Origin of the sequence: Franconibacter helveticus LMG 23732 (assembly GCF_000463115.2) — a bacterium.
GTDB classification, from domain to species: domain Bacteria; phylum Pseudomonadota; class Gammaproteobacteria; order Enterobacterales; family Enterobacteriaceae; genus Franconibacter; species Franconibacter helveticus.
In genome coordinates this window covers 224,107-241,763 of record NZ_AWFX01000057.1, presented here as the reverse complement: position 1 = coordinate 241,763, position 17,657 = coordinate 224,107, and the positions used below count along the sequence as shown (strand labels likewise).

General features: G+C 55.3%; 14 protein-coding genes. 6 read left to right on the top strand and 8 right to left on the bottom strand.

Annotated elements, in window-relative coordinates; translation table 11 throughout:
* The first annotated feature begins 120 nt into the window (after positions 1 to 120).
* A complete protein-coding gene (exaC, locus tag DW56_RS20565; RefSeq protein ID WP_024562033.1) occupies positions 121 to 1,659 on the top strand; it encodes an acetaldehyde dehydrogenase ExaC in 1,539 nt (512 codons plus the stop codon).
* Between the two features lie 31 nt (positions 1,660 to 1,690).
* Here exaC and DW56_RS20560 read toward each other — a convergent pair whose 3' ends face one another.
* The 3 genes from DW56_RS20560 to DW56_RS20550 form a co-directional block, all read right to left on the bottom strand.
* Positions 1,691 to 2,002, bottom strand: a complete 312-nt coding sequence (locus tag DW56_RS20560; RefSeq protein ID WP_024553640.1) for a hypothetical protein — start codon at positions 2,000 to 2,002, stop codon at positions 1,691 to 1,693.
* A 137-nt stretch (positions 2,003 to 2,139) separates the two neighbouring features.
* Positions 2,140 to 3,396: a valine--pyruvate transaminase gene (avtA, locus tag DW56_RS20555; RefSeq protein ID WP_024553641.1), complete on the bottom strand. Its 1,257-nt coding sequence runs from the start codon at positions 3,394 to 3,396 to the stop codon at positions 2,140 to 2,142.
* Positions 3,397 to 3,569: 173 nt separating this feature from the next.
* A complete protein-coding gene (locus tag DW56_RS20550) occupies positions 3,570 to 5,600 on the bottom strand; it encodes an alpha-amylase (protein ID WP_024553642.1) in 2,031 nt (676 codons plus the stop codon).
* A 314-nt stretch (positions 5,601 to 5,914) separates the two neighbouring features.
* On the opposite strand from DW56_RS20550, the gene DW56_RS20545 reads away from it, so the two are divergent.
* Positions 5,915 to 6,739: a protein bax gene (locus DW56_RS20545; RefSeq protein ID WP_071789791.1), complete on the top strand. Its 825-nt coding sequence runs from the start codon at positions 5,915 to 5,917 to the stop codon at positions 6,737 to 6,739.
* Between the two features lie 47 nt (positions 6,740 to 6,786).
* Here DW56_RS20545 and xylR read toward each other — a convergent pair whose 3' ends face one another.
* From xylR to xylF, 4 genes are all read right to left on the bottom strand, one after another.
* Complete coding sequence (xylR, locus tag DW56_RS20540) at positions 6,787 to 7,965, bottom strand: D-xylose utilization transcriptional activator XylR (protein ID WP_024553644.1); 1,179 nt, start codon at positions 7,963 to 7,965, stop codon at positions 6,787 to 6,789.
* 98 nt (positions 7,966 to 8,063) lie between these two features.
* Positions 8,064 to 9,245: a xylose ABC transporter permease XylH gene (xylH, locus tag DW56_RS20535; RefSeq protein WP_024562034.1), complete on the bottom strand. Its 1,182-nt coding sequence runs from the start codon at positions 9,243 to 9,245 to the stop codon at positions 8,064 to 8,066.
* Positions 9,223 to 10,764 carry a xylose ABC transporter ATP-binding protein gene (locus DW56_RS20530; RefSeq protein WP_024554910.1) on the bottom strand — a complete coding sequence of 514 codons (1,542 nt, stop codon included), beginning with the start codon at positions 10,762 to 10,764 and terminating at the stop codon, positions 9,223 to 9,225. The genes xylH and DW56_RS20530 overlap by 23 nt, the downstream gene beginning before the upstream one ends.
* Before the next feature lie 64 nt (positions 10,765 to 10,828).
* Entirely contained in the window at positions 10,829 to 11,821 is a 993-nt protein-coding gene (gene xylF, locus DW56_RS20525; RefSeq protein ID WP_024554911.1) for a D-xylose ABC transporter substrate-binding protein, read from the bottom strand.
* Positions 11,822 to 12,200: 379 nt separating this feature from the next.
* On the opposite strand from xylF, the gene xylA reads away from it, so the two are divergent.
* From xylA to DW56_RS20505, 4 genes are all read left to right on the top strand, one after another.
* Positions 12,201 to 13,523 carry a xylose isomerase gene (gene xylA / locus DW56_RS20520; RefSeq protein WP_029697303.1) on the top strand — a complete coding sequence of 441 codons (1,323 nt, stop codon included), beginning with the start codon at positions 12,201 to 12,203 and terminating at the stop codon, positions 13,521 to 13,523.
* A gap of 45 nt (positions 13,524 to 13,568) precedes the next feature.
* On the top strand, positions 13,569 to 15,023 hold the full coding sequence (gene xylB / locus DW56_RS20515; RefSeq protein WP_024554913.1) for a xylulokinase: 1,455 nt from the start codon (positions 13,569 to 13,571) through the stop codon (positions 15,021 to 15,023).
* Positions 15,024 to 15,187: 164 nt separating this feature from the next.
* The gene (locus tag DW56_RS20510; RefSeq protein WP_024554914.1) at positions 15,188 to 15,730 is read left to right on the top strand and encodes an isochorismatase family protein; all 543 of its coding nucleotides are present in this window, start codon (positions 15,188 to 15,190) and stop codon (positions 15,728 to 15,730) included.
* The gene (locus DW56_RS20505) at positions 15,727 to 16,644 is read left to right on the top strand and encodes a GlxA family transcriptional regulator (RefSeq protein ID WP_024554915.1); all 918 of its coding nucleotides are present in this window, start codon (positions 15,727 to 15,729) and stop codon (positions 16,642 to 16,644) included. Before DW56_RS20510 ends, DW56_RS20505 begins: the two co-directional genes overlap by 4 nt.
* Here DW56_RS20505 and DW56_RS20500 read toward each other — a convergent pair.
* Positions 16,637 to 17,632, bottom strand: coding sequence for an acyltransferase (locus DW56_RS20500; protein ID WP_024554916.1), 996 nt, complete (start codon positions 17,630 to 17,632; stop codon positions 16,637 to 16,639). The genes DW56_RS20505 and DW56_RS20500 overlap by 8 nt on opposite strands.
* Between the last annotated feature and the right edge of the window lie 25 nt (positions 17,633 to 17,657).

Below are 17,657 nucleotides of genomic sequence, written 5' to 3'. Positions count from 1 at the left end.
TCGACGGGTAAAACGTAAAAGAACGTAATCCGTGAGGCGCGTCGTAAAGCGGGGATGCGCTGCCTATAAAACGAGCAGTCACTGTCTACGCTTGAAGGGTACCCTGACCTGGAGAAAATCATGACCAATAATCCTCCGAATACCCGCATTCACCCTGCCGAATACGGCTACCCGCTTAACCTGAAAGCCCGCTATGACAACTTTATCGGCGGCGAATGGGTGGCGCCTGTGGAAGGCGAGTATTACCAGAACCTGACGCCGGTTACCGGGCAGCTACTGTGCGAAGTGGCAAGCTCCGGCAAAAAAGATATCGATCTGGCATTAGACGCCGCCCACGCCGTGAAAGAACAGTGGGGGAAAACCTCCGTACAGGAGCGCGCGGCGATCCTGCTGAAAATCGCCGACCGGATGGAGCAGAACCTCGAACGGCTGGCGACAGCGGAAACCTGGGACAACGGCAAGCCCATCCGTGAAACCAGCGCTGCCGACGTGCCGCTGGCAATCGACCATTTCCGTTACTTCGCTTCCTGTATTCGCGCCCAGGAAGGGGGCATCAGCGAGGTGGACCACGAAACGGTGGCCTACCATTTCCACGAGCCGCTCGGCGTGGTCGGGCAAATCATTCCGTGGAACTTTCCGCTGCTGATGGCAAGCTGGAAAATGGCGCCAGCGCTGGCGGCGGGCAACTGCGTTGTGCTCAAACCTGCCCGCCTGACGCCGCTCTCCGTACTGCTGCTGATGGAAATCGTCGGCGACCTGCTGCCGCCCGGCGTGGTTAACGTGGTTAACGGCGCTGGCGGCGAAATCGGCGAATATCTGGCTACCTCAAAACGCATTGCGAAAGTCGCCTTTACCGGTTCTACCGAAGTGGGCCAGCAAATCATGCAGTACGCCACCCAGAACATTATTCCGGTGACGCTGGAGCTTGGCGGCAAATCCCCCAACATCTTCTTTGCCGATGTGATGGATGAAGAGGATGCGTTCTTTGAAAAAGCGCTGGAAGGATTCGCGCTCTTTGCCTTTAACCAGGGGGAGGTTTGCACCTGTCCGAGCCGCGCGCTGGTGCAGGAATCTATCTACGAGCGCTTTATGGAGCGCGCCATACGCCGCGTGGAAGCTATTCGCAGCGGCAACCCGCTCGATGCCATGACACAAATGGGCGCGCAGGTTTCTAAAGGCCAACTCGACACCATTCTCAACTATATCGATATTGGTAAAAACGAAGGGGCGGATGTGCTGACCGGCGGGCGGCGTAAGGCGCTGGAAGGCGAGCTAAAAGAGGGCTATTACCTTGAGCCGACCATTCTGTTTGGTCAAAACAATATGCGCGTTTTCCAGGAAGAGATCTTCGGGCCGGTGCTTGCGGTTACCACGTTCAGGACCATGGACGAGGCGCTGGAAATCGCTAACGACACCCAGTATGGCCTGGGGGCGGGCGTCTGGAGCCGCAACGGCAACCTGGCTTATAAAATGGGCCGCGGCATTCAGGCGGGACGCGTCTGGACTAACTGCTACCACGCTTACCCGGCTCACGCCGCGTTTGGCGGCTATAAGCAGTCTGGCATCGGGCGCGAAACGCACAAAATGATGCTCGAGTACTACCAGCAAACCAAATGCCTGCTGGTAAGTTACTCCGATAAACCGCTGGGGCTGTTTTAACCCTCTCGCAGGCTGCCCCGGCAGCCTGCTTTTATTCCACGACCTTCACTTCCAGGCGGCGAAAGCGGCTGTAAAGCCACAGCCCTGCGCAGGTCAGCGTGCCGATGATCGCCGTCATCATGACGGAGAAAAAGAACCCCATCACCAGCGAAGCCGGCAGCGCGAGCAGGCCATGGATAGGTTTATTGTTCCAGTTCAGCGTGTCGTAGCCGAAACAGGCCAGCAGGCCGAAAATAAAGCAGAGCAGCATAAGCGAGGTGCCAAGCCCGATTAGTAAAATCCGATAGATGCTGCCGGGTTTAATTTGCTTCACGCTGACGACTGCCGTGATGTCCTTATTCATGGAACGCTCCTGAGGAGGAAAAAAGAACGTCGAGTATCAGCCATCTTCTGATTAAGCGCCAGAATACCCTCTGAAAATTCGTAGGGAGAAAAATGAAAAAGCGCCGCCAGGCGACGCTTTTATTCAGCCAGTAAGGCTTACTGTCCAGCTTCGCGCCAGGCCAGTTCAATCTCTTCAGCCAGGATTTTCACCCCCGCTTCGATTTTTTCCGGCTCCGGCACATAGTTCATGCGCATGCACTGGTGCGTGTGCGGCCAGGGCTTATCAAGACCCGGGAAGAAGTAATCACCCGGCACCATCAGCACGCCGCGCTTTTTCAGACGCTGATAAAGCAGCTCTGTGGTGATGGGTAAATCTTTGAACCACAGCCAGAGGAAAATTGCGCCTTCCGGTTTATGGATAAGACAGCGTTCAGGCGATAAATAGCGGCGAATGGTCGCGATAGTCTCCTGAACGCGCTGTTGGTAAAACGGTTTTATCACCGTTTCAGAAAGCCGCAGCAGGTCCTTACGCTTGATCATTTCACATGCTATAGCCGGGCCAATGCCGCCGGGCGCCAGGCTGATAATGCCGTTCATGTTGCTGATGGCGGAAATCACTTTCTCGTTGGCGACGATGATGCCGCAGCGGCTGCCCGGCAGGCCGAGTTTCGACAGGCTCATGCACAGGATAATATTCGGGTTCCACAGCGGGCGCGCTTCGCTAAAGATAATGCCCGGGAAAGGCACGCCGTAAGCGTTGTCGATAACCAGCGGAATATCATGCTGGTTTGCCAGCGCGTCGAGCTTCATCAGCTCATCGTCGGTAATGACGTTTCCGGTAGGGTTAGTAGGGCGCGAGACGCAAATCATCCCCGTCTCTTCGCCGATATGCAGATGCTCAAAATCGACGTGATATTTAAACTGGCCTTCCGGCAACAGTTCAATGTTCGGGCGCGCCGAGACAAACAGCTCTTCTTCCAGGCCAGCATCGGCGTAGCCGATGTACTCCGGCGCCAGCGGAAACAGCACCTTACGGGTGGTGCCGTCGGCACGACGACCGGCAAACAGATTAAATAAGTAGAAAAATGCGCTCTGGCTGCCGTTTGTCAGCGCAATATTTTGTGGTTCGATATCCCAACCGGATGTTTCACGCAGCATCGCCGCCAGCGCCGCAAGAAGCTCACTCTTGCCTTGCGGACCGTCATAATTGCAAAGCGCGTCAGTCACTTTGCCGCTTTGCAGCATCTCGGTAAGCAATTGCTGAAAGTAGTCATTCATGGCGGGAATTTGCGCCGGGTTACCGCCGCCCAGCATGATAGCGCCAGGTGTGCGTAAACCGTCGTTGAGATCCTCCATCAGGCGCGTGATGCCTGCATGGCGGGTAAATTTGTCGCCGAAAAGGGAAAACGTCATAGCCGTAATGTGTCGCATTTCTTTTAAAAGAGGCTAACGATAACGCTACCAGGATCGCGGTGCAAATCGTCGTCATCGCAGGCGAAACGGATAAACGTCTTACGAAGGCGAAATTTTAAGTCGTAAATATCGCCCCGGCTGGTTTTACCGTTTCGCCAGCCGGAGCGGTATCGTCAGGGGTTGCCCGCCCAGACGACGATAATCTTGTCGCCCTCGTGTTCGCGTAGAAAACCATAGCCCTCATTCACAGAAAGCGTGGTCTGCTTACCCGCGCCGACCGCGGGGTGACGGGCGCGGAACTGGCTTATCCGCTGCCAGTGCTCAAGAAGGGCGGCATTTTTGCCGGAGACGTCCTGCCAGTTCATCTCTGAACGTGTGCCCTGTAAGGGGTCTGAACCCGTCGGGCCGAAAGGGCGCGCCGTTTCGTCGCCGTAAAATATCTGTACGGCGCCGGGGGCAAGCAACAGCAGCTCCGCGGCGCGCGGCCCGCCTTCGCGGAACAGCCGCGTATCGTGCGAAGAGAGATAGCTCAGCACGTTAAATTGCTGAAGTTTTTCCGACATCTGCTGCCACGTCATGTCGATACTGGCAAGGCAATCCGCCGCTTTTGCCGCCTGCTCCTGGTAATCAAAGTTGATCATCGCGTCAAAGCCATGGCGGTAGTAATCGCTCTGCATTACGCCGTGTCCCCATGCTTCGCCGGTCATCCAGAAAGGCGCGTCGTCCAGTTTTTTGTCAGGATTAGCGGCTTTCCAGGCCTGTAGCGCTTCGCTGGCTTGCGTTTTTAGCTGCTGCCAGGCGCCCATCTCGACATGCTTTGCGGTATCCACGCGAAAGCCATCAATGCCGAAATCTTTGACCCAGCGGCTAAGCCAGTGGGTGAGATAGTCCCGCGGCGTGAATTGCGGCAGCTCGCGGGCGGCAGTATCGGGTTTATGGCGGTAGAAATTGGGCAGGCCGGACGGGTCGACCGATTCGGTTTTTAAATCGGGCAGAAAAGCGAGCGACATAGTGAGGTCATCGAAGCCCGGGTTGTCATAATCGCCGATATCGGTACGTATCCACTTTTTGCCCCACCAGTTTTCCCAGGCGGTTTTGTCGCTGAAGTTAATGTAATCATTAAAGCTGTGCCAGCTTTGGCCGGGGCCTGGCCGCCAGTCAGTCCAGCGTTCGCCCAGCGTTTGCTTTATCTCGGCCTCTTTGAGATAGAGCGCGCCGAACTGGTATTCCTGCATATCCGCAAGCGTAGCGTAACCGGTGTGGTTCATCACCACGTCCATCAGAACGCGAATGCCGCGCTTGTGCGCTTCGTCCACCAGGTTACGCAGATCCTCTTCGCTGCCCATATTGGCGTCGAGTTTTGTCCAGTCCTGAGTGTAGTAACCGTGATAGGCGTAATGCGGAAAGTCGCCTTTCGTGCCGCCGCCCACCCAGCCGTGGATCTGCTCCAGCGGCGAGCTTATCCATAAAGCGTTTACGCCAAGCTGTTGAAGGTAATCAAGCTTGCTCGCGAGACCTTTTAAATCGCCGCCGTGAAAAGTGCCGATCTCCTCCATTCCGTCTTTATGGCGGCCATAGCTGTTGTCGTTCTGTGGCTCGCCGTTGACGAAGCGGTCGGTCAGAACAAAATAAACCGTGGCGTTTTGCCAGCTAAAAGGCGCTTTGCCAGCGGTTTGCGCCGGCTCCAGCAGCAACAGTCCGTTACTGTTAGCGGCTGGCGTCAGGGTGACTGCGCCATTCGTCACGGTGGCTGTCAGGCCGCTGTAGAAATCCCTGACCTCGCTGCCTTCAGGAAATACGTTATTCACCTGCACGGTCAAAGGTTTGCCGTCCCATTTCGGGCATTGCCGCACCACCTCTTTAGCGGCCTCGTCCGCTTCCTGCCTGACGTTTAGCATTAGCGTGGGCGTGCCGGAGCGGGTATCAATCTGCACGCGGTAACTGCCGTCGCGAAACAGGCGCCACTGGGGCGGCGCGCCGTCGCAGGGCTTAAGCGAAAGCATCTGATTGAGTTTAATGGTGTCGGCAGGCTGCCAGCACTGTTGGTCAAAAGTGAGGGTGAGGGGTAACGTACCCTTCGCAAGGGTTGCGTCGCTGGTAAAGATACCGGCGGGTTGTTCGTGAAATTCAGGCAGCCCTGGCACCGACCAGCTGGCGCAGGCCAGAGCAGGTGTGATCAGCAGGGCGAGAGGCAAAAGTTTCATTAAGCGGCGTCCTGTGCATTTTTATCCATTTTCGCTTCTGCGGCGTGAAAGTAACTCATCCTTTATTCGTAGTGAAAGGGGTGGAGCCTTTGGGCTGAGACAGAACCTCATGCCTGCGTATTATCGGACAAAAATTTGAGTGATTTTTTTATTAATAATCAGTCAATTATAAAAATCATACGTGACAGGTTTTCAGATTTGGACTATTTCTTTTGATGCCATCGACCGGTATTTTTGATACGATTTAAAATTCGTTTCTTAAATATTTGTGAAAAATAAGGTGTTGGAATGCTTATATCCGACCAGGAGAGCTAATGATATCGACTCGATTACACCGATTCGGGGCCGCGATATTCATGTTGATCACCCTTGGCATATCGGGTGAGGTGCTGGCAAAAGAGCACACAACGAAGAAGACCCACACAGCCCACATAGCAGCAATAAAAGACAGTAAAAAACAGGCGAGCAGTAAACAAGAGTATTCTCGCAATAGTGAAAGCAGTTCACTTCCTGACTTGCGAAAATACCCTTCCGGGACACCAAGGAAAAAGGCGTTTCTCCGGACAGTAATGCCCTATATTACCAGTCAAAACGCAGCCATTACGGCAGACCGCAACTGGCTTATCTCTAAGCAGTATGAAGGTCGCTGGTCGCCGAGCGAACGCGCACGTCTGAAGGACATTGCAAAGCGCTATAAAATCAGCTGGAGCGGCAATACCAAACGTATTCCGTGGAACTCGCTGCTTGAGCGCGTGGATATTATTCCAACCAGCATGGTAGCCACAATGGCGGCGGCGGAAAGCGGCTGGGGCACCTCTAAGCTTGCGCGTAATAACAATAACTTGTTCGGCATGAAGTGTGCGAAACGCCACTGTAATAATGAGCCGGGCAAGGTGAAGGGGTATTCACACTTCACTTCAGTTAAAGAGTCAGTGAATGCTTATGTGGTAAATCTGAATACGCATCCGGCGTATAAATCTTTCCGCAAATCGCGCGCTCAATTGCGTAAGGCGGATCAGGAAATTACCGCCAGCAATATGATCCATAAGCTGAAGGGTTATTCGACAAAAGGTAAGAGCTACAATAATTACCTCTTTGCGATGTATCAGGATAACGCCCGTTTGCTTGCTGCAAACTAAGCAAAAATATCTAAAGCGCCTCCTGCACGGGAGGCGTTTTTTATTGCTCAGATAAGCACTTCGCTGTACCTGTCCCGATAATCTTTCGGCGTAGATTCATACGCTTTTTTAAAGACAGAATAGAAATATTGCAGTGAGGGATAACCGCACATCTGCGAAATTTCATTGATGGTCAGCGAGGTAGAAATAAGCAGGCTGCGCGCTTTATCCAGTTTCTCTGCATGAATAACCGCATGGATGGTTTCCCCCACTTCTTCTTTGAACCGTTTCTCCAGATTTGAGCGAGAAATCCCTACTGCATCCAGCACCTGCTCAACCTTAATGCCTTTACAGGCGTGATTACGGATATAGTGCATCGCCTGAATAACAGCCGGATCGTGCAGGGAGCGATAATCCGTCGACCGGCGCTCGACTACGCGTACTGGCGGAACCAGAACACGCTGAAGAGGCAGCGATTCGTTATCCAGCAAGCGATGCAGCAACTTGGCGGCCTGATAACCCATTTGCCGCGTGCCCTGGGCTACGGAAGAGAGCGCCACGCGCGACAGGTAGCGCGTCAGTTCCTCGTTATCAATGCCGATAACGCACAGTTTTTCCGGTACGGGAATATGCAGGTGCTCGCAGACCTGCAACAAATGGCGAGCGCGCGCATCGGTAACGGCAATAATGCCGGTCTGCGGCGGCAGCGTTTGCAGCCAGTCCGCCAGCCGGTTTTGTGCGTGCTGCCAGTTTTCCGGCGCGGTCTCCAGCCCCTGATAAATCACGCCCCGGTATTTCTCCCGCGCAACCAGCTGGCTGAAGGCATGTTCACGCTCCGCCGCCCAGCGCTTACCGCTTGAAGCAGGCAAGCCATAAAAGGCGAAGCGGTTCACCCCTTTTTCTTTTAAATGCAGAAAGGCGCTTTCTACCAGCGCCTGGTTGTCTGTCGCGATGTAATGCACGGGCGGGTAGCATTCAGGTAAGTGATAAGAGCCGCCGACGCCGACAATCGGCACGTCAACGTCCGCCAGCAGTGTCTCTATTTCACGGTCATCGAAATCGGCGATAACCCCATCGCCCAGCCATTCTTTGATATTGTCGATGCGGGCGCGGAAATCCTCTTCAATAAAGATGTCCCACTCCGATTGCGAAGCCTGCAAATACTCACCTACGCCTTCCACTACCTGACGGTCATACGCTTTATTGGCGTTAAATAACAATGTGATGCGGTGACGCTTTTCAAACATAGTGTTAATTTCCAGGCCCATAACCTGTGTTTGAATACCATATTCCAACAGCCGGCGGCGAACCCCGCGTTGACATTGTGATCTGCCGCCGGGTTTGTTCAGGCGCGACGCTTGGTGGCCGAATCCATCCAGACGGCGAGCAGCAGAATGGCGCCTTTAACAATGTACTGCCAGAAGGTGGGCACATCCATCATGCTCATGCCGTTATCCAGCGAAGCCATGATAAACGCCCCCATTACCGCGCCAGCCACGCTGCCGATGCCGCCTGCCAGGCTGGTGCCGCCAATTACGCAGGCGGCAATGGCGTCCAACTCTGCAATGTTGCCGGCAGAGGGAGAACCTGCGCCCAGACGGGAGCTTAAAATCAGGCCTGCAATCGCCACCATCAGCCCGTTAATAGCAAAGACGGCGAGTTTTGTGCGCTCAACGTTAATGCCGGAAAGACGCGCCGCCTCCAGGTTGCCGCCAATGGCATAGATGCGGCGACCAAAAGCGGTGCGGGTTGCCATAAACAGGCCGCCCAGCAGCAAAAAAGCGAGGATAAGCACCGGCGTCGGCACGCCGCGATAATCATTGAGCAGCCAGATTGCGCCCAGCACAACGATGGCGATGATAGCCTGACGGCCTGCTACGCCGCCTGAAGCGGGTGCGCTGAGGCCCAGCGACTGGCGGCGCATGCGTCCCCGCCATTGCCAGATAATGAACGCACCCAAACCCAGCGCCCCCACCGCAAAACCAACGCCGTCGGGCAAGTAGCTTTGCCCGATTTGCGACATTGCCGCGCTGGTGGGCGAAACGGTAGTGCCGTTGGTTATGCCTATGAGCACGCCGCGAAAAGCCAGCATGCCCGCGAGCGTAACGATAAACGAGGGCACTTTGCGATAGGCGACCCACCAGCCGTTCCAGGCGCCAAGCAGCAGGCCCAGCAGTAGCGTAACCACGACCGTCAGCGGCAGCGGCCAGCCCAGCCAGACGTCAAAAATTGCCGCCGCGCCGCCAAGAAGTCCCATCATAGAGCCGACGGAGAGATCGATTTCCGCAGAGATAATCACAAACACCATTCCCACCGCGAGAATGCCGGTAATAGCGGTCTGACGCAGCAGGTTGGAAACATTACGCGCGCTCAGGTAAGCGCCGTCGGTCATAAAAGTAAAAAAGAGCATGATCGCCACAATCGCGGCAATCATGACGAAAACCTGCAAATTCAGCGCGCGCAAATTGCCGAACGGCGTTGCCAGCGGCGCGGCCAGTTTCATTTCAGACGGGTTGCTTTTCGACATGGCTGTCGCTCCTCAGTGCGGCTTCCATAACCTGCTCCTGGGTCAGGTTATGGTTGATAAGGTTGGCTTTCAGGCGGCCTTCGTGCATTACCAGAACGCGGTCGCTCAGGCCCAGCACTTCCGGCAGTTCAGACGAGATAACGATAACGGCGATGCCCTGCTGTACAAGCTGGTTAATCAGCTTGTAGATTTCGTACTTGGCGCCGATATCAATGCCGCGGGTGGGCTCGTCAAGTATCAGTATTCGGGGGTTCAGCAGCAGGCAACGCGCCAGAATCGCCTTCTGTTGGTTACCGCCGCTTAAGCGGCCAATGGCGAGCATGGGCGAAGCCGTTTTAACTTTTAGCCGCTGCAACGACTGTAAAATACATTGTTGTTCAGCCGCATCGTCCAGCGCGCTAAGCGCGCCTGAAAAGTTATCCAGCGCGGCAAGCGTAATGTTTTGCCCCACCGCCATGACCGGCACGATGCCGTCTTTTTTACGATCTTCCGGCACCATGGCGATGCCGTGGGCAATGGCCTGCTTGCAGTTAGCTATCGTGACTGCTTGACCATCAATAAATACCTTACCCTCGTGACGCCCCGGCCAGACGCCGAACAGACACTGCACCGCTTCGGTACGCCCGGCGCCGACGAGGCCCGCGATGCCAAGGATTTCGCCGCGCCGCAGCGAAAAAGAGAGATTGTTAACCCGCTTGATGTGCCGGTTGACCGGATGCCAGGCGGTCAGGTTTTCCACCCGTAAAATTTCTTCGCCTGCCGTATGCGGCTCGTTAGGGTAAAGCGCCGTCAGCTCGCGGCCCACCATCATGGTGATGATGTCCTCTTCCCGCATCTGTTCGGCTTCGCGCGTGCCGATATGTTGCCCGTCGCGAATCACGCAGACGGTATTGGAAATCGCCTTTACCTCGTTCAGTTTGTGAGAGATGTAAATGCAGGCGATGCCGTGGTTTTGCAGGTCGCGGATAATGCCCAGCAATACGGCGGTTTCCTGTTCAGTAAGCGACGCGGTAGGTTCATCCAGAATCAACAGCCGCACTTGCTTGTTTAACGCTTTGGCAATTTCTACCAGTTGCTGTTGACCAATGCCTAAATCACCGACGCGGGTATCGGGCGAAACAGCAAGGCTGACCTGAGCCAGAAGTTTCTGGCAGCGTAGCGTCATGGTGTCGTAATCCAGCATGCCGCGGTGCGTTATTTCCGCGCCGAGAAAAATGTTTTCCAGCACGGTAAGGTGCTTAACCAGCGCCAGCTCCTGATGAATTATCGCAATGCCTTTGCGCTCGGTATCGCGAATATGGTTCGCCTCCAGTTTTTCTCCCGCGAACCAGATTTCGCCCTCGTAGCTACCATGGGGATAGATGCCGCACAGCACTTTCATCAGCGTCGATTTGCCGGAGCCGTTTTCGCCGCACAACGAAAGCACTTCACCTGGATTTAATGAAAGCGTGACGTTATCCACCGCTTTCACCGCGCCGAACGCTTTAGTGATGTTTTTCATTTCAAGTAAGTAAGGCATAACATCCTCGCCTGACGTTCAGACAACAGCAAAGCGCTTGTGGCGAACCACAGGCGCCGCCAGGTTACAGCTCGCTTTTCTTATGAAAGCCATCTTTAATGACGGTGGTTTCGATATTGCTTTTATCCACTTCGATCGGGGTCAACAGGCGCGCCGGCACCTCTTTCAGACCGTTATTTAGCGTGGCGTCCGACTTGGGTTTCTGGTCATTGCCAAGCTCCACTGCAATTTCCGCAGCGGTATTGGCAAGTTGAGTGATAGGTTTATAAACCGTCATGGTTTGCGTACCGGCGATAATACGTTTCACGCCCGCGAGATCCGCATCCTGACCTGATATAGCCACTTTGCCCGCCAGCCCCTGCGCGCTTAGCGCCTGAATAGCGCCGCCCGCTGTGGCGTCGTTAGAGGCGACCACGGCATCTATTTTGTTATTATTCGCCGTCAGGGCGTTTTCCATAATTTTCAATGCGTTTTCCGGCAGCCAGCCGTCCGCCCATTGATCGCCGACAATTTTTATTTTTCCGTTATCCACATAAGGTTTTAATACTTTCATTTGTCCGGCGCGGAATAACTTGGCGTTATTGTCCACCGGTGAGCCGCCCATCAGAAAATAATTACCCTGGGGCACTTTATCGACCAGGCTTTTAGCCTGTAATTCACCCACTTTTTCATTATCGAAAGAAATATAGAAATCGATGTCGGCGTTATTAATCATGCGGTCGTAGGCGAGAACTTTAATACCCTCGCGTTTGGCTTCCGCCACCACGTTACTTAATACCTGGCCGTTGTAGGGAATAATAACCAGCACGTCCACGCCGCGGTTAATCATGTTTTCAATTTGCGACATTTGCGTCTCTTCGTTGCCGTTCGCCGATTGTACAAAGACCTTAGCCCCCAGCGATTCCGCTTTGCTGACGAAGATGTCGCGGTCTTTTTGCCAGCGCTCAAGGCGCAGGTCGTCAATAGCCATGCCGATTTTGACTTCTTTAGCGATGCCGCTGAAGCTTGAAAACATCAGCGAGGCGCACAGGGTAACGAGCAGGGTTTTCATTTTCATAGCGTTAATACCTGTTATAGGGGTGAAAGGTCGTACAACCGTTAAAGCTAAAGGAAGATAATTACTTTCAGACGCTGGCAATTTTTAGCGCAGAGTTGCAGGTTATCAATTACAGATTTTTATCTTCTTATTATGTTTTTTTGTTTATTTCTGCTTTTATGACGGCGATCGAGTTTCATTTTTCAACACATAGCTCAGTTTCAAAAAAGTGGAATAAGCCTCGAATGTGTTTATTTCATTTTGCATGCTGTTTTGCGAGCCGCCGCACATTTGCGCATTCTCTTAATCGTAGTGTGAAATAACGTAATTGAGCAGAACGAAAGGTAATTCCAGGATAAACCCATCCTCTCTGGAACGGTCCCTGATTACGGAGTCAATTATGCAAACTTATTTCGACCAACTTGAGCGCGTGCGTTACGAAGGCCCGGCCACTACCAACCCGCTGGCGTTTCGCCATTACAATCCCGATGAGAAAGTGATGGGCAAGCGCATGGAAGATCACCTGCGCTTCGCGGCGTGCTACTGGCACACCTTCTGCTGGAACGGCTCGGACATGTTTGGCGTGGGCGCTTTCGAACGCCCCTGGCAGCAGCCGGGCGACGCGCTTGCGCTGGCGAAACGCAAAGCGGACGTCGCGTTTGAATTTTTTCATAAGCTGAACGTGCCCTATTACTGCTTCCACGATGTGGACGTTTCGCCGGAAGGCGCTTCGCTTAAAGAGTACCTGGACAATTTCGCGCAAATGGTCGACGTGCTGGCGGAAAAACAGCAGCAAAGCGGCGTTAAGCTCCTGTGGGGTACGGCAAACTGCTTTACGAACCCGCGTTACGGCGCAGGCGCCGCCACCAACCCTGACCCGGAAGTGTTCTCCTGGGCGGCGACGCAGGTGGTGACGGCGATGAACGCCACCCATCAGCTGGGCGGCGAAAACTATGTGCTGTGGGGCGGGCGCGAAGGCTACGAGACGCTGCTCAACACCGATTTGCGTCAGGAACGCGAACAGATTGGCCGCTTCATGCAGATGGTTGTCGAGCATAAACATAAAATCGGTTTTCGCGGCACGCTGCTTATTGAGCCGAAACCGCAGGAGCCAACCAAGCACCAGTATGATTACGACGTCGCGACGGTTTACGGCTTCCTCAAGCAGTTCGGCCTTGAGAAAGAAATTAAGGTGAACATTGAAGCGAACCACGCCACGCTCGCGGGCCATTCTTTCCATCATGAAATTGCTACCGCTATCGCGCTCGGCATTTTCGGCTCGGTAGACGCCAACCGCGGCGACCCGCAGCTTGGCTGGGATACCGACCAGTTCCCTAACAGCGTCGAAGAAAACGCGCTGGTAATGTATGAGATTCTTAAAGCTGGCGGCTTTACTACCGGCGGGCTGAACTTCGACGCCAAAGTGCGCCGTCAGAGCACCGATAAATATGATCTCTTCTACGGACATATCGGGGCGATGGATACCATGGCGCTGTCGCTCAAAATTGCGGCGCGCATGCTGGAAGGGGGCGAGCTGGATAAACGCGTCGCTAAACGCTATGCGGGCTGGAATGGTGAACTGGGCCAGCAAATCCTGAAGGGACAGCTCACGCTTTCGGAGCTGGCGAAGTACGCTGAACAGCATAATTTTGCGCCGCGTCATCAGAGTGGTCATCAGGAGCTGCTGGAAAACCTGGTCAACCACTATCTGTTTGATAAATAACAGCAGCGCCGCCTCAGCGCGGCGCTTTTTTAAGGAGTCGCCGCTATGTATGTCGGAATCGATCTTGGGACATCGGGGGTAAAAGCGATATTGCTGGACGAGCAAGGAACGCTGTTGGCCTCGCATACGGAACCGCTCAGTGTATCGCGCCCGCACCCGCTCTGGTCTGAACAAGATCCCGAGGCATGGTGGCAGGCAACGGACAGCGCCATGAAAGCGCTGGGCGCCAGGCAGAGCCTGCGCGGCGTTAAGGCGCTCGGCCTGACCGGACAAATGCATGGCGCGACGCTGCTCGATAAGCAGCAGCGCGTTCTTCGCCCGGCGATTTTATGGAACGATGGCCGCAGCGGCGAGGAGTGCGCCCTGCTGGAAGCGAATATTAGCGAGTCCCGGGCGATTACCGGCAACCTGATGATGCCGGGCTTTACCGCACCGAAATTATTGTGGGTGGAGCGCCATGAGCCGGACATTTTCGCTCAGGTAGACAAAGTATTGTTGCCAAAGGATTACCTGCGTTTGCGAATGACCGGCGAGTTCGCCAGCGATATGTCTGACGCAGCGGGCACGCTGTGGCTTGATGTGGCGAAGCGCGACTGGAGCGACGTCATGCTGGAAGCATGTCGTCTTACGCGCGACAACATGCCTGCGCTGTTTGAAGGCAGTGAAATTACTGGCGTGTTGAAAAAGGAGATAGCTGAAGCATGGGCGATGCCTGCGGTTCCGGTGGTGGCAGGCGGCGGCGATAACGCTGCCGGCGCTGTCGGCGTGGGTATGGTGGATTCTGGTCAGGCGATGCTCTCGCTCGGCACGTCGGGCGTTTATTTCGCCGTTAGCGACGGTTTTCGCGCGAAGCCGGAAAGTGCGGTACACAGCTTTTGTCATGCGCTACCCAATCGCTGGCACCTGATGTCGGTGATGCTGAGCGCTGCTTCCTGCCTTGACTGGGCAGCAAAGCTGACCGGGCTTAACAGCGTTCCGGCCTTGCTGGATGCGGCGCAATGCGCGCGTAATGACGCCGGCGTTATCTGGTTTTTACCTTATCTTTCCGGCGAGCGCACGCCGCACAACAACCCGCAGGCGAAAGGGGTATTTTTCGGCCTGACGCATCAGCATGGCCCGGCGGAGCTGGCGCGCGCGGTGCTGGAAGGGGTCGGCTACGCACTGGCGGACGGAATGGATGCGGTGCATGCCTGCGGCATTGAGCCGCAAAGCGTAACGCTTATCGGCGGCGGCGCGCGCAGCAGCTACTGGCGTCAGATGCTGGCGGATATCAGCGGTAAAACGCTTGATTACCGCACCGGCGGCGACGTAGGGCCAGCGCTTGGCGCAGCGCGTCTGGCGCAAATCGCCCTCTCGCCCGGGAGCGCCCTGCAACAGCTTTTGCCGCAGTTGCCGCTTGAGCAGCAGCATCAGCCTGATGATGAGCGCTATCAGCGCTATGCCGGGCGGCGGGAAACCTTCCGCCAGATTTATCAGCAACTGCTGCCGCTGATGTCCTGAGCCTCGTCACGCCGTGAAACGAACGCAGACGTATTATTTTAAGCGCGCCAACAGGCGCGCTTTCTGCTTGTCCTGAACGACCCGGTTTTTGTCCTTTTTTGGTCTGCTCAGCGCCGCCGTCCTTGCGCACAATGGCTACGAACCCCTCTGACCGGAGTCTGAAAATGACACGTAGCGCACTGCTTAATATCGATACCCAATGTTCCTTTTTTCACCGTCATTACTGGCAGGAAACGGATGTGCCGGCATTCCAGCAGGCGTTAAGCCAGCTCATCGCAGGCTGCGAAGCGCGGCAGGTGCCGGTGGTGGATATTTTCCACGTGGACGGTGATGACGTGTTTTCGCTGGCGTCGGGATTTGTGAAGCCGATGCCCTTTTTAACACACCGTCCGGCGGTGGTTTTTCATAAACATGTGCATAACGCTTTTACCGATACCGGGCTGGACCGCTGGCTGCGCGGACAGGATATCAACCACCTCATCATCGCGGGCATTCGCACTGAACAATGCTGTGAAACCACCGCGCGGGTAGCGTCGGACCTTGGCTATAAGGTAACGTTTGTCAGCGAAGCCACGCTCACCTTTCCAATGACCTGGCAGGGGGTGACGCTTGACGCCCAAACGCTGCGTCACCGTACGGAAACGGTGTTGCAGGGCCGCTTTGCTTCCATTCTCACCGTAGCGCAAACGCTGGAGCTGCTTGCATGATGACAGATGTCTGGTTTGTGGTGTTGCCTGGCGTACTCGCTCTGGATATGACCGGCCCGGCGGAGACGCTGCGACTGGCGGGGGAGCGTTTTCGCCTGCATTACATCGGGCCAGACGAACAGGTTGAAACGTCGATTGGGCTGACAATAAGCGGTATTAAGCCGTTGCCGGAGAGGTTGCCTGCGGGCAGCCTGCTGGTGGTGCCCGGCGTAAGCGATTCCGCCCACTGGTTCGCTGCGCCGCAGGCCGAAACGGCGCGCCGCTGGCTGACGCGACAGCAGCCGCAAATCCATAGCCAGCAGCTTACGCTGGTCTGTATCTGCTCGGGCGCGCTGCTGGCCGCCCGCGCCGGGTTAATGCATGGCGTGGAGTGCACGACGCACCATGACGTGCTGGCGCGGCTGAAAGCGGCAGCGCCAGGCGCGCTGGTACGGGATAACCGTATTTTTGTCGAGGACCGGGGGATCTGGACCAGCGCCGGCATTACTTCCGGCATCGATCTCTCTCTGCATCTTATTAACCGGCTCTGCGGCCCGCAGACGGCGCTGGAGGTCGCCCGGGAAATGGTCGTGTGGCTGCGCCGTTCCGGCGACGACCCGCAGCTTTCCCCCTGGCTGCGCTACCGCAACCATCTGCATCCGGCGGTTCATCGCGCTCAGGACTTGCTTTCAGGCGCGCCGCATTCTCCATGGAGCCTGCCCGCCTTAGCGGAAAAAGCGCATGTTAGTCCGCGCCATCTGTCACGTCTGTTTCAGCAGCATCTTGGCATTAGCGTAAGGGATTATCTGGAACATCTGCGCCTCGCCGTGGCGGAACAATGCCTGCTACAGGGGCAACGACTCGAACAGGCGACGCTGGCGGCAGGCTTCTCCTCGCCGCGCCAGTTTTATCGCGCCCGCAGCCGCGCTAGCTGACCAGCCGCCGGGTATCAATGCGCTGCAAAAGCAGCGAAAGCAGCAGCGACCCGATCAACGTTGCGCCGAATATCCATGCCAGGTCCAGCACGGGCCAGGCCGTAAATTCAATATCATGCGTGCGCAGAAAATGAATGATCAGCGCATGAAAACCGTAAATCCCCAGCGAATGGCGCGAAATAAAGCCGAGTACCGGAAGCGGGCGGCTATCGAGCCCGTTTTTCACCAGCACCAGCAGGCTGATGGCGGCGATAAACACCAGCGGACCACAATAGATATAAAAGATATCGGAGAAATTGCCCTGAATGTGCAACTGCTTATGGGTGCCGGTTGAGATCATCACCACGCACAACGCGAACAAAAACGCCGCCGCCGCGCTGACCGCGCCGCTTTTCGTCTCAAGCATGCCAATCGCCCGTCCCAACAGACCATAAAGCACGTAATAAAAAGTATCGCCGCGAATATAGAGATTCACCGGCAGCCACTTCACATCGTGAATAACCTGCGGCACGGTATTCGGGTTAGCAATGACGCCAAGCAGCACCATCAGCCCGAGGATAGTCGTGGCGTTGACCTTTTTGACGGAGATAAGCGGCGAAAGCAGGTAGATAACGGCGATAGCGAAGAAAAACCACAGATGATAGAAAACCGGCTTTTGAAACAAATAGATAAGCGCAAGCCGGGGGCTGATAGGCGTCAGCAGCGAAATATAGATAAACGCCACGGTACTGTAAAACAGCAGACAGAGGGCGATACGCAAAAAGTGGCGCTGTCCGGCGCTGCGCTCCCCAAAAAAGAGGTAGCCGGAAATCATAAAAAAGAGCGGCACGCTGACGCGCGAAGCCGAATTCAGCACGTTGGCTAAATCCCAGCTCCATGCGCTGACCTGGTTTGCATTGGTGATGTACCAGGTGGTGGTGTGGATCATCACTACCATCAGGCAGGCGATGCCGCGCAGGTTATCTATCCAGTTAATTTTTTGCTGCATGCCGTCCTCTGTACCATCTTTATTC